The sequence below is a fragment of the Spongiactinospora rosea genome (assembly GCF_003315795.1).
GTDB lineage: Bacteria > Actinomycetota > Actinomycetes > Streptosporangiales > Streptosporangiaceae > Spongiactinospora > Spongiactinospora rosea.
Map to the genome: position 1 here is coordinate 100,114 of NZ_QMEY01000012.1, position 12,159 is coordinate 112,272.

A 12,159-nucleotide genomic window follows, 5' to 3' on the forward strand; every position below is an offset into this window, starting at 1 on the left:
GCACGCGACCACCCCAGCCGACCCGGAGGTGACCGAGTTTGACGCCGCCCCCTTCCGACGCGACCCCCATCGTCGTGGTCGGGCTCATGGGCTCAGGTAAGACGACCGTGTCCAAGCTGCTGGCCGAACGACTGCATCGCCGGATGCGCGACAGCGACCCCGACATGCGGCGCCGCTACGGCGCCACGGCGGCCGAGATGGCCGAACGGCTCGGCCCCGCCGTACTCCACGAGCGGGAGTGGGAGCACCTGCGCGAATCGCTCGCCGACGACCCGCCGTCCGTGATCGCCGCCGCGGCGAGCACGCTGGACCGCCCCGAGGCCCCCGGCGCGCTCGAACCCGCCCTGGTGGTGTGGCTGGACGCCCCCGACGAGGTGCTGGCCGAGCGGATGGCGAGCGGCGCGCACCGCCCGCACTTCGAGGCCGACCTGCGCGCGATGCTGGCCAAGCAGCGCGCCCGCCGCGGGCCGGTGCTGGCACAGGTCGCCGACCTGACCTTCGACGTCGCGGCGCGCAAGCCGGAGGAGGTCGTGGCCGGCGTGCTCGACGCGCTCGGCGTCAAGGACTAGCCGAGGCTCAGGCCGGGTGCTCGGCGGCGGCTCCCACCGTCACGCCCGGGACGGGCACCTCCTCGTCCTCGGCGATGTCGGCGACCTCCAGGAAGTCGGCGGCCACGCAGGAGATGTTGTCGGGACCGCCGCCCTCGTTGGCCAGCTGGATCAGCCGGGTCACCACGTCGCCCAGGTCGTCCAGGCCGGTCAGCACCTCGTGCAGGGCCTCGGGCCCGAGGACGCTGGTCAGCCCGTCGGAGCAGAGCAGGTAGCGGTCGCCCGGCTCGCCCTCACGGACGCGTACGTCGGGGTCGCCGTCGCCGGTGCCCTCAAGCACCCGCAGCAGCATCGAGCGGCGCGGGTGGACCGACGCCTGCTCGGGGGTGATCCGGCCGTCGTCCACGAGGGTCTGCACCAGCGTGTGGTCGTGGGTGATCTGGTACAGCGCGCCATCGCGCAGCAGGTAGGCCCGCGAGTCGCCGATGTGCGCGAGGGCGAAGCTGCTGCCCTCCCAGAGCATGGCGGTCAGCGTGGTGCCCATGCCGCGCAGGCCCGGGTCGTTCTCGGTCATCTCGTAGATGGTGTGGTTGACGTCTTTGACCAGCGACCGCATGGCGCCGTGGAGGTCGACTCCGGCCGTGGCGGCGCGCAGGCTCTCGTCCAGCGCGGCGACGGCGGCGATGGCGACGGTACTGGCCACCTCGCCGTGGGCGTAGCCGCCCATCCCGTCGGCGACGGCGAGCAGCCGGGGACTGGCGTAGGCCGAGTCCTCGTTCTGCTCGCGGCGGCGGCCTACGTCGGAGGCGACGGCGTAGCGCAGGATGTGTGCCATGTCAGTAGTTAATCATTGGTTGAGTCACTTCACAAGCAAGTAGGTCGTAGACCGATGGGACAGGTTGAACTAGTCTGGCGGCCATGAGCAGCGACGCCACCCTTAACGCGGGCGACATCGCCCGGCTCGCCGGTGTGGGGCGGGCCGCGGTGAGCAACTGGCGCCGCCGCTACGACGACTTTCCGCGCCCGGTGGGCGGCACGGCGGCCAGCCCGCTCTTCTCGCTGCGCGAGGTCGAGCACTGGCTGCGCGAGAACGGCAAGGCGTTCGAGGTCTCGCTGGGCGACCGGGTGTGGCAGTCGCTGCGCGGCGCGGGCGATGACCTGCGCCTGCCCGAGCTGGTCGCCAGGGCCGGGGCCGTGCTGCTCTACCTGCACCGCGACCCGGACGGCTGGCGCCGCCTGGCCCGCGACCCGGCCCTTCCCGGCCTGGCCGCGGCGCTGGAGAAGGCCACCGGCGACCTGCCGCGGGTGCGGCACGAAGGCGACGACCTGGGCCCCGACCTGGTCCGGCTGCTGGCCGGGCTGGCCGCCGAGCGCGGCGCGGCCGGGGCGTTCGAGCTGATCTGCGAGCGCTATGTGGAGGCCCACTCGCGCGCCCTGGACGTGACCCGCGCCGACATCGCCGCCCTGCTGGCCACGCTGATCGGGCCGGAGCCGCGCGTGGTGCTCGATCCGGCGTGCGGCATCGGCACCCTGCTCCTCACCGACCGTGGCCAGGACGTGCGGGTGCTCGGGCAGGAGCTGGACGAGACGGCCGCGGTGATCGCGGCCGTCCGCCTGCTGCTGCGCGGAATCCACGCAGAGATCATTGCAGGAGATGCGCTCACGCGTGACGCGTTCGCGACGACGAGTGCCGACGCGGTGGTATGTCATCCGCCGTTCAACGAGCGGGCGTGGGGCTTCGACGAGCTGACCGGCGACCCGCGCTGGGAGTACGGCCTGCCGCCGCGCGGCGAGTCGGAGCTGGCCTGGGTGCAGCACTGCCTGGCCAGGGTACGCCCGGGCGGCACGGTCGCCATCCTGATGCCCCCGGCCGCGGCGAGCCGCCGTTCCGGCCGCCGCATCCGCGGCAACCTGCTGCGCGCCGGGGCGCTGCGCGGCGTGGTCACGCTGTCGGCCGCCGGGCCCGATGTGTGGCTGCTGCGCCGTCCCGCGCCGGGCGAGCGCCCGCCGTCGGAGCTGCTGCTGATGGACGCGAGCGACGATTTCGCCGCCGTCGCGGCGGCCTGGCCCGCACACCTGGCGGGCGCGCCACATGCCGCGGGCGCCGCCGGGCGTACCGTGCGGATCATCGACCTGCTGGACGACGAGGTGGACGTGAGCCCGGCCAGGCACCGGCCGCGCCGCGACGCGGCCGAGCTGGGCCGCGGGTTCGCCGCCGCCCGCGACGGCTTCCACGCGGCGCTCGAAGGGCTGCGCGGCGGGCCGCCGGAGCTGCGTACGGCGGGACGCGACCGCGAGCCGCTGATGACGACCGTCGCCGAGCTGGTCAAGGAGGGCGCGGTGACGGTCCTCCAGGCGCCCTTCAAGATCCCCATGGCGGAGTCCGGCGCCCCGGTGCTGACCGGCGAGGACATCGCCGCGGGCGGGCCGCCGTCCGGCCGTACCCGGCCGGGTCCCGCGCTGGTGACGCTCGCCGCGGGCGACATCGTGGCCGCGCCGACCGGCGTGGTGCGGGTGGTCGCGGCCGGGACGGGCGCGGGCGCGGTGCTGGGCCCGCAGCTCACCGCGTACCGGGTCGATCCCGACACGCTCGACGCCGACTTCGTGGCCGGGTTCCTGCGCTTCGCGGGCACCTCGGCCGCGGCCTCCTCACGCGTTCACCCGGCATCCAGCCGTACCGACGCCCGCCGGGTCCGCGTCCCCCGGCTGCCGCTGCCCGAGCAGCGGGCGTACGGCGGCGCGTTCCGGGGGCTCATCGCCCTCGCGGACGGGCTGCGCGAGACGGCCGCACTGGGCGAGACGCTGATCCGGCTAGGCTTCGAGGGACTGGTCGACGGTCATCTGCTGCCGTGCGACCAGAGGGCGTAGTTCCGGCTTTGCGAGGTCCCCTGGAAGGCCGCAGGAGGGGTGCGATGGTCATCGCCGACCGCTACGTGCTCGATGACCTCCCCCTCGGGCAGGGCGGCATGGGCGCGGTCTACGGCGGTCACGACGAACACCTCGACCGCAAGGTGGCGGTGAAGTTCCTGCGCGTGCCCATCGAGCACGACGCCGAGCTGGAGCAGCGGTTCATCCGCGAGGCGCGCATCCTGGCCCGGCTGGAGCACCCGGGCGCGCCGGTGCTGTACGACTTCGGCGCGCACGACCAGCGGCTGTTCCAGGTCATGCAGTTCATCGACGGCGTCACGGTGGCCGACGTGGTCAGCGAGCACGGCCCGCTGCCGGTCCAGTGGGCGGCGGGCATCGCCGCGCAGGCGTGCGCGGTGCTGGCGGCGGCGCACGCGCTGTCGATCTGCCACCGCGACCTCAAGCCCAACAACCTGATGCTGTGCCCGGACGGCGACGTGAAGGTCCTCGACTTCGGGCTCGCGGTGCTGCGCGAGGCGGGGGCCGCGCCGTTCACCCGGATCGGGCAGATCCTCGGCACGCCCGCGTACATGGCGCCGGAGCAGATCCAGCGCGGGGTGGCGAGCCCGCGCAGCGACCTGTACGCGCTCGGCTGCGTGCTGCACGAGACCCTGACCGGGCGGCCGGTGTTCGCCGGGCCGACCGAGTACGCCGTGCTCGACGCGCACGTCAACCAGCCGCCGCCCCGGCTGGACGGCGTGCCGCCGGGCCTGGCCGCGCTCGTCACCGGCCTGCTGGCCAAGCGGCCGGAAGACCGGCCGGAGGACGCCGTGTCCGTCTACGGGCTGCTCGAACCCTATGCGGTGGACCTCCCGGCGCTGCCCGGCTTCCTGACCCCGCCGTCGGTGGCCTGTCCCGGGCGGATGTACGCGCGGATGGTCGGCCGGGTGCTCGGCGGCGGACGCCGGCTCACCTGATCAGTCCCACCAGAACGACCAGGCGTTCACCCCGGCGATCTGCTCGGCGTACCCGTGTAGGTCGCCGGGCCCCTGGATGATGCTGTCCGGGCAGAACGCCCAATGCTCGGCGGCGACGTGCAGGGCGTGCTCGTGGGTGGCGGGCGGGGCGGCCACGCTCAGCTCCAGGGTGTTGAAGCCCATGGCGACCACCCGCGCGCCGAACCGCTCCTCCCAGCTCCGCACCACGGCGGCCAGCGGCGGGGTCCACTCGTTGTGGTGCAGCGCGCCCTGCCAGCCCATCACGGCCATGGCGTCGGCGCCCCGGTGCACCGCGGCCAGGCCGAGCGGCATCCCGCGTTCGGCGAGCACGCCCGCGTACCAGTCGGCGACCTGCTCGGGCGGGGCCATCGGACGGCCTGGCGGGGCGAGACCCGGGCACTCCACGCCGAACGGGGCAAGCTCCTCGGCCACCTGGTCGGGGTCGGCCTGCGCGCACCAGTCCTCCCAGACTTCGGCCATGAACTGCGCGGGCTTGTAGTTGTCGATCTCCCCGGGCACGTCGGGCACCAGATGCCCGGCCGACCACGGCTGCACCGACTCATCCAGCAGCACCGGCCACAGGCCGGAGCGCCCGTGCTCGGCCCGCAGCGCGGACCACAGCCCCGCCGAAGCCGGCTCGTCGCTCATCCAGAAGGCAGGCCGGTCGATGGATCGGAGAGCATCGCCGGGGTCGGGCCACAGGAAATCCCCGGGTGGGAGATCGACCGCGAGGGACCGGCCCACGCCGCCGTCGGCGAACAGCTCCCCAAGCCCTGCCGGCAGCCCTCCCCGCTCGCGCTCGTCCATCCCAACCGTTCCGTTACCGATCACCAGACCATCCCGGCGCAGTCGAGATGGTAGTGCCGTACCGCCGTCGCGCGCTGCCCCAGTACGCTGGTCCGGTGGAATGGGCCTTCTGTTCCGACGTCGCGGCCTTCCCCGCGGAGGCCGAGCGCAGGCTGCGCGACGACCCGGTCCGCAACACCGTTCCGCTGACGCTGCTGCTCCGGCTGCGGCTCGGGCAGGCGGTGGGCGGGGGGCTGCTCGGCTGGCTGGCCGACGGCCCGGCGGTGCGCGGCGTCGTCGTGCAGACCCCGCTCTATCCGCTGGTCATCACCGACGCGCCCGCCGAGTCGCTCGCGCCCCTTGCCGCCGCGCTGCGCGCGCACGACCTGCCGGGGGTGACCGGCCCGGCGCCGGTGGCGGCGGCGTTCGCGCGGGCCTACGGCCGGCCCGAGTCCGGCCGGATGGACCAGCGGCTCTATCACCTGACCGAGCCGCGTGAGCCGCGCGCCTCCGGCAGGGCCCGCGCCGCCGTGCCCGGCGATCTCGACCTGCTGGCGGGCTGGTACAAGGCGTTCCTCGACGAGTCGCAGCCGGGCCATCCGGACGATGACCCCGTCCCGGGCGTACGCCTCGGCATCGAGCGCGGCGAGCTGTTCGTCTGGGAGGACGACGGCCGTCCGGTCGCGGCGGCCGGGCACACCCCGCCGGTCGAGTCCACCGCGCGGATCGCTGTCGTCTACACCCCGCCGCACGCCCGCCGCCACGGATACGGCGCGGCGGTCACGTACGCGGCCTCCATGGCCGTGCTGGCGACCGGCGTGGACCGCGTGCTGCTGTTCACCGACCTGGCCAACCCGACGTCCAACTCGATCTACCAGGCCATCGGCTACCGCCCGGTGGGCGACTACGCGCAGATCGTCTTCGGCTGAGCGGGCCCTTCACCCGCCGCAGCCACCGGGCTCCACGTCGGTGATCTTCCACCCCGCCCCCTGGTACGGCGACATGAACTGCGCGAGCAGGTCGATGGCGTACCCCTGCACCTGCCCGCCGGGATCGAGGAAGGACACCATCTGCGGGCCGTCCGCGCCGCGCAGGGTGATGCCGTTCCTGCGCTCGGCGCTGACGAGCCCCGGCTGGGTGCTGATCGACACGCACGCCAGCTTGGCCGGGCCCATCATGAACCGCTGCTTGGCGCTCATCGGGCGCAGCCGGGTGTCGTAGCGGCGGAAGGACAGCGAGTCGGCGGGGCCGATGCGCAGCTTGTCGGTGAAGGCGTCGGGGCCGACACTGCGGTCCATGACGACGGCGACGTCCACGTCGGGCCGCAGGTCCACGCCGCGGGCGGCGATGTCCAGGCGGCGGTAGTCGCCCTCGAAGGCGGGCGACAGGTAGCCGAGCGCCCGGTGCGCCGTCATCCCGAACGGGATCTTGCCCGGCCGGATCCGCATCCGCGAGATGCCGTCGATGCGCAGCGACAGGTCGCCGATCGTACTGCGGCCGAGGCCGAAGTGCCCGGCCAGCTTGAGGTCGAACAGGCCGCCGGTGTACGGGATCTCCTGTTCGGCGCTGACCTTCTGGCGGCGTACCGGCTCGATGGACAGGCCCGCGTGGACCTGGAGCCGTTTGGTGGGCACCGGCGCGGACACCAGGTCGGTGGAGTAGTCCTCGTTGAGCGTGACGGTCGTCTGCGCGGCCAGGTCGGTCACCTCCACCGAGGCGTCCAGCAGCCGCCCGCCGGCCGGCTTCCACACCTGCTCGACCAGCGAGCCCTGCACGGCGAACAGCCCGTCGAGGGTGTTCTCGCCGTGTTGCGCCCGGTAGGTGAACGTCGGCAGTTGCAGGCCGGTGTCCGGTACGTCGGAGGCGAGGCCGAACGCGGCGGGCACGTCACCGAACCGGACCACCCCGGTGCCGGGCCGCCCGCCGGGCGGGGCGGCGGTCACCCGGGCGAGCAGCTTCTTGATCGGGGCGGAGTTGCGCACGTCGATGCGGGTCTTCTTGCCGTAGACGCCGGTCACGGACGCGCGGGCGGGGACCGGGTCCAGCTCCACCTGGCCGCGCAGAACACCCCTTACGGGCCCGGTGTCCACCTCGGCGTCGGCGCGCAGCGAGGTGATCGTGGCGGCGGGCTCGATCGCCCATCCGGCCCGCACCACGTTCGCGGGGCGGCCGTCGGCGTCCTTGCCGTCGCTCACCTCGAACGGGCCGATCGCCATGCTGGTGATCGACCGGGGCAGGCCGTCCAGTACGGCACGCGCCTTGAACGGCAGCGGCGTCATCACCGAACCGGCCAGGTAGACGCCGATCTTGCGGTCCTTGGGCCGGAACCCGGCGAAGGAGAACGTCCGCTTCGCCGGATCCACCGTGATCTTGCTGGGCAGGCCGGTCAGCCGGACGTTGCCGAGCACGCCGAAGCAGCCCCGGTCGGGGGTGCAGAAGGGACCGGCGTCCACGGCGCAGCCGGGTGCGCCCGGCTTGCAGCCCGCGTCCACCAGCGACACCCCGGACTCGAACCCGGGCACGCCGGACTCGGCGCCCGCCACGGCGGCGGCCTTGCCCAGCCAGATGGTCGCGGCCAGGTCGAGGTTGGTGCCGCCACTGTCGTAGGTGACCGTGCCGCCCTTGCCCGCGGCGACGGAGAGGCGGCCGGGGATGGGGCCGACCGTGCCGAGCGCGCCGAACCGCAGGTCTCCGGCGAGCGACACGTCGGCGTCCAGGGCGACGGTCTGCCGCTTGCCGTCGAGGTCGGCCCGTAGGTCGGAGCCCGCGCCGGTGAGTTCGGCGGCGGTCAGCCCGTCGAGCCGGACGCTCGCGTCGAGGTTCTGGTCGGACTGGCGGTAGTGGGCGGCCAGGTGCGGCCCGGTGGGAGCGGTGGCGCCGTCGTGGTTGGTGACCGCGATGGCCGCCGTGCCGATCGGGCCGCTGACGCCGCGGAACCGGTAGGCGCCCTGGCTCCAGGTGGCCTCGAAGCGGGCGGGCACGTCCTTGACCTCGGCCGCGGCGCGGAAGTACCGGCCTTGGGCGCGGACGCGGGCCAGCGCGGACACCTCGGCCACCGGCTCGTCGGCGGTCCAGTCCAGGCGGCGGGCGGGGACGTCGGCGGTCACGGTCACCGACCGCCGTACGCCCTTGACGGTCAGGGCCAGGTCCTCCCCCTCGGCGGGGGCGACCTTGGTGACCGGGGCGCGGTTAACGTACAGCTCGACCTCGCCCAGCTTGTCTCCGGTGGACAGCTTGGCCGTCGTCCGCTCGCCGAGCTGCCAGGACGTCTCGACCTTGGACCGTACGCCGTGCACGGTGCCGTCGATGGTCGGGCCGTGCTCGGTGCCTGCGTAGGCGGCGCGCAGCCGGGAGATCACGCCGCTGGCGCTGTACTCGGCCTTCCTGCCCTCGGGGTCGATCCGGACGCTGACCTTGGCGGGGGTGTTGGACAGCTCCATCCGGGTCAGGTGCGCGCCGTCGATGTCGGCGGCGGCCACGAACCCGCGGCCGGGCGTGGCAAGGCGCAGCGTGGCGGTCGGCCGGGCCCCGTAGGTGACCTCGAACGCCGACAGGCCGTTCATCCGGCCGGACACGCCGAGCCGGTCGCCCTTCTTGATCATGGTGAGGTGGCCGCCGTCCGGGGCGGCGATCGCGCCGCCGTTGCGCTGGAGCACCGCCTCGAAGCCGCCCAGCCGGGAACTGGCCTGCTGGCTGACGGTCCGCTTGGCGGCGTCGCTGACCAGGCGCAGGTTCGTGGGCAGCCCGGTGAGCCTGGCGGTGAACACGGTCCTGGCAGCGGCCTGGTCGTAGTAGACGACGTCGGCGGACTCGGCGCGGCCCGAGCCGGTCGCAAGGGTGAGTCCTTGTGATTTGCCGCCGCCGGGGTCGTAGCGGGCGCGGAAGTCGGCGGGCAGACCGGTCATCGAGACGCCCGCGATCTTGACGGGCTTCGCGCCCTGGAAGACGTAGTTGTGCAGCTCCGCGGAGGGGACGCGACCGGAGGCGGTGAGTTTGATCTCGGCGGTGCCGTTCTTGCCGGTACGGCCGAGTTCGGCGGTGAGCCTGCGCGGCGGCTTGGTCACGCTCATCTGGGTGACCTGCTCACCACCGCCCCTGTCGGTCACCACCAGCGCGTCCAGCCGGCCGCCGCCCTGCGAGGTGAGCGTGATCTCGCTCTCCCGCCTGGGCAGGTCGAGCCGGGCGCGGGCGGTCATCTCGGCGGGGGCGGGCTTCTGGATCAGGCTGGCCACGGTCGTACCGGCCGGCTTGCCGCCGCGCATGGCGGTGACGCCCGCGACGGTCGCGGTGGACTCGCCGGTGGCCGGGCGCTTGACCTCGGCGCGTACGTCGAACACGCCGTTCCCCGCCTTGGCGGCGCTGAAGACGCCCCACATCTCGGCGGGCAGCGAGTCGCCCCGGTGCAGGCCGTCGAAGCCCGCCGAGACCCGGGTGCCCGACTCGCCGGGCAGCTCGTACTCCGCCCACACCTGGGCCTTGAGCGGGCCGTCCTCGCCCTCGCCGCCGGAGGCCCGGGTCACCGAGACGCCCGCGCCGGCGGACCTGCCGCCCTTGCCGAACATCGGGACGACCCGCACGGTGACGTCCGGGGTGCCGTCGCCGGTCACGTCGGCGGAGGTGGGCTTGAACACCGGCCGGGGGCCGGAGCAGGACACGCCCCGGTCGGCGGATTCGGCGCACAGCCGGAAGGTGAACGCCGCGTAGGCGCCCGCGGCCTTCTTGCGCACGGCGTCGAGATCGATCCCGGTGAGGTCCTTCAGGCCCGAGGTCAGGCCACTGATCTCCTTCGCGGCGGGGATGCGGACGGGCAGTCCGGGCGCGTCGCCGGTGGCGGGCAGCAGCTTTCCCGCGTCGGGTACGCCGCCGCGGAGCCCGCCCGCCTTGAGCCGCTTCGCCGCGTCGGCGGCGACGCGGTCGGCGAGGGCCGGTCCGGCGGGGATGGTCACCGGGGGCAGCTGCGGGCCGACCTGGCGGGCCGGTACGGGGCGGGCGGCCAGGGAGGGGCCGCGGGGCACGTTCACCGCCGTCTTGGGCGGGGCCTGGACGGCGGGGACGGCGGCGATCTCCGGTTTGGCGGCGCTCGTCCGGGGGGCCTGCCGAGGGGTCTCCAGGGCGTCGGCGGCGTCGGCGCGGACGGGCGCGGACGGGGCCGCCACGGCGCCGGCGGCCAGCGCGACGGCAAGGACACGCGCCAGGACGTGTCGATGGAGACGCGGCATCTGTGGAATTCCCCCCGAGGGTCGGCAGAGCATCGACCGAATAAATCAGGAGTGATAGAGCCGACCACATCGACCCACTGGCCGTCAATCGGAAGCTGACAACCCGATCGGCCGATCATGATGGCTCGGACCTGCCCTTTTGGCGGTCACTTGAGGGGTATATCCGTTATATCTGGACGGCCAGAACCTCCAGTAAATTACGAAATATCGGACCGGCCCGCTGCGCCGCCGGTCGGGGCCCACCTCTCCGAGCTGGCGGTCCGCCTCCGTCACGGTGGGTCGCACACTGCTCACGCATTTGTCATCATGGCCATTCGGGCGCGAATTCCCGGCCCTTTCCAGGGGCCGGAGAATGGCGGCCCGCGGCGCGGTGGAAGAATTATTGGGCGATATGATTCGTCTCACATGGCGAGATGCGTCATGGTCGCCAGGTGATACCGACAGAGCGCCAGGTACCGTCATACCGGCACCGCACCGACGACAGGAGACCCACGATGGTCGAAACCGGACAGGCACTCCGCTGGGTGGAGGAAGGGCAGCGGCTCTTCGAGGAGCAGGCCGCCACCGCCGATCTCACTGCGCCCTCGCTGCTGCCCGGCTGGACCCGCGCCCACGTGGTCGGGCACCTGGCGGGGTCCGCCGACGCCCTCGGCCGCCTGCTGACCGGGGTCCGCACCGGCGTCGAGGCCCCGATGTACACCAGCGACGAGTCCCGCGCCGCCGACATCGAACGCCGCGCCACTCAGACCCCGAAGGAGCTGTTCGAGGAGCTGGTCGCGTCCGGCAAGCGGTTCGCGGAGGAGTTCGCCACCCTGCCGGAATCGGCCCGGTCCACCCAGATCCGGCACCGGACCGGCATCATGTTCGCCGCCGGGGACATCCCCTGGCTGCGCGCTCGCGAGGTGTGGATCCACAGCGTGGACCTGGACACGGGGGTCGGCTTCGACGCCTTCCCCGCCGGCTTCGTCGACGCCCTCCTCGACGACGTCAGCCGCGACCTGGCCCGCCACGACGACTGCCCGTCCGTCACCCTCGCCCCGGACGACCGCCCCCGCACCTGGCAGATCGCCGGCACCGGCCCCGCCCACACCGCCACCGGCCCGGCCGCCGACCTCCTCGCCTGGACCCTCGGCCGCCGCCCCGCCCCCACCGGCCTCCCCACCCTCCCCGCCTGGATCTGACGGTAGCCATGCGCCTGAGGTGAGATGGTTTCCGCATGGACTCTCTGGAGGACGCGTACACGAGCGCCTTCGCGGAATGGGACGAAGGCGGCGACGGCCCGCTGTGGGATTCGGCAAGCGGAGACGGGCTGGCCGATGTGCCACATTGACGTCTGTTGGCGTCCACTGAACCGAGTTCGATCCGGTGCCGGGTTCAGGCCCATCCTGCCATCGCGGTCAGCGATGACCAGCGCGCGAGCTGAAGTTGCTCGACGAGGCGCTACGGCTGCATCTCAGCCTATAGGCGACGTGGGCTAGGCGGGGCGCGGGTGGGTAGGGGGGGTCTGTTGGGGCAGACCTAGAGAGGGGAAGGGTCCGATGTCCACCGAAGATCCGCGGGCCAGGTTGCGGGAGATCGATGACGACCTCGCGCGGATGCGCGATGACCTGGGGAGCGGCGTGGACGGCCCGAAGGACGCCGCGGACGACGCGGCCGCGTTGAGCCAGCGGGAGGAGCACAACGCGCTGATCGAGGCGCTGGAGTCGGAGCGGGCGCGGATCGCGCGGCAGCTCGGCGAGGAGTGAAGGCAGGCGGGGATGG

At 73.6% G+C, this 12,159-nt stretch carries 9 protein-coding genes; 6 read left to right on the forward strand and 3 right to left on the reverse strand.

The window, feature by feature from the left end:
* The first annotated feature begins 38 nt into the window (after window positions 1–38).
* Window positions 39–569, forward strand: coding sequence for a shikimate kinase (locus DP939_RS25385; protein WP_225878489.1), 531 nt, complete (start codon window positions 39–41; stop codon window positions 567–569).
* 7 nt (window positions 570–576) lie between these two features.
* Here the strand turns inward: DP939_RS25385 and DP939_RS25390 are convergent, their stop codons facing one another.
* Window positions 577–1,383 (reverse strand): PP2C family protein-serine/threonine phosphatase, encoded by an 807-nt coding sequence (locus DP939_RS25390; RefSeq protein ID WP_113983286.1) that lies wholly within the window; start codon window positions 1,381–1,383, stop codon window positions 577–579.
* 83 nt (window positions 1,384–1,466) lie between these two features.
* On the opposite strand from DP939_RS25390, the gene DP939_RS25395 reads away from it, so the two are divergent.
* Window positions 1,467–3,416 (forward strand): N-6 DNA methylase, encoded by a 1,950-nt coding sequence (locus DP939_RS25395; protein WP_113983287.1) that lies wholly within the window; start codon window positions 1,467–1,469, stop codon window positions 3,414–3,416.
* A 44-nt stretch (window positions 3,417–3,460) separates the two neighbouring features.
* Entirely contained in the window at window positions 3,461–4,372 is a 912-nt protein-coding gene (locus tag DP939_RS25400) for a serine/threonine-protein kinase (protein ID WP_113983288.1), read from the forward strand.
* Here the strand turns inward: DP939_RS25400 and DP939_RS25405 are convergent, their stop codons facing one another.
* A complete protein-coding gene (locus tag DP939_RS25405; RefSeq protein WP_113983289.1) occupies window positions 4,373–5,200 on the reverse strand; it encodes a DUF4253 domain-containing protein in 828 nt (275 codons plus the stop codon).
* 95 nt (window positions 5,201–5,295) lie between these two features.
* Between DP939_RS25405 and DP939_RS25410 the strand changes: the two genes are divergently transcribed.
* Complete coding sequence (locus DP939_RS25410; RefSeq protein WP_147268132.1) at window positions 5,296–6,108, forward strand: GNAT family N-acetyltransferase; 813 nt, start codon at window positions 5,296–5,298, stop codon at window positions 6,106–6,108.
* A 9-nt stretch (window positions 6,109–6,117) separates the two neighbouring features.
* Here DP939_RS25410 and DP939_RS25415 read toward each other — a convergent pair whose 3' ends face one another.
* Entirely contained in the window at window positions 6,118–10,398 is a 4,281-nt protein-coding gene (locus tag DP939_RS25415; RefSeq protein WP_113983291.1) for a hypothetical protein, read from the reverse strand.
* 494 nt (window positions 10,399–10,892) lie between these two features.
* Between DP939_RS25415 and DP939_RS25420 the strand changes: the two genes are divergently transcribed.
* Window positions 10,893–11,579, forward strand: a complete 687-nt coding sequence (locus DP939_RS25420) for a maleylpyruvate isomerase family mycothiol-dependent enzyme (protein WP_158578688.1) — start codon at window positions 10,893–10,895, stop codon at window positions 11,577–11,579.
* 357 nt (window positions 11,580–11,936) lie between these two features.
* On the forward strand, window positions 11,937–12,143 hold the full coding sequence (locus DP939_RS25425; RefSeq protein ID WP_113983293.1) for a hypothetical protein: 207 nt from the start codon (window positions 11,937–11,939) through the stop codon (window positions 12,141–12,143).
* The last annotated feature ends 16 nt before the right edge of the window (window positions 12,144–12,159 follow it).

Excerpts from the sequence above, each read along its gene's own strand:
- DP939_RS25390 (WP_113983286.1), bottom strand. The coding sequence starts at position 1,383 with ATGGCACACATCCTGCGCTACGCCGTCGCCTCCGACGTAGGCCGCCGC.
- DP939_RS25395 (WP_113983287.1), top strand. The coding sequence starts at position 1,467 with ATGAGCAGCGACGCCACCCTTAACGCGGGCGACATCGCCCGGCTCGCC.
- DP939_RS25400 (WP_113983288.1), top strand. The coding sequence starts at position 3,461 with ATGGTCATCGCCGACCGCTACGTGCTCGATGACCTCCCCCTCGGGCAG.
- DP939_RS25405 (WP_113983289.1), bottom strand. The coding sequence starts at position 5,200 with ATGGACGAGCGCGAGCGGGGAGGGCTGCCGGCAGGGCTTGGGGAGCTG.
- DP939_RS25415 (WP_113983291.1), bottom strand. The coding sequence starts at position 10,398 with ATGCCGCGTCTCCATCGACACGTCCTGGCGCGTGTCCTTGCCGTCGCG.
- DP939_RS25420 (WP_158578688.1), top strand. The coding sequence starts at position 10,893 with ATGGTCGAAACCGGACAGGCACTCCGCTGGGTGGAGGAAGGGCAGCGG.
- DP939_RS25425 (WP_113983293.1), top strand. The coding sequence starts at position 11,937 with ATGTCCACCGAAGATCCGCGGGCCAGGTTGCGGGAGATCGATGACGAC.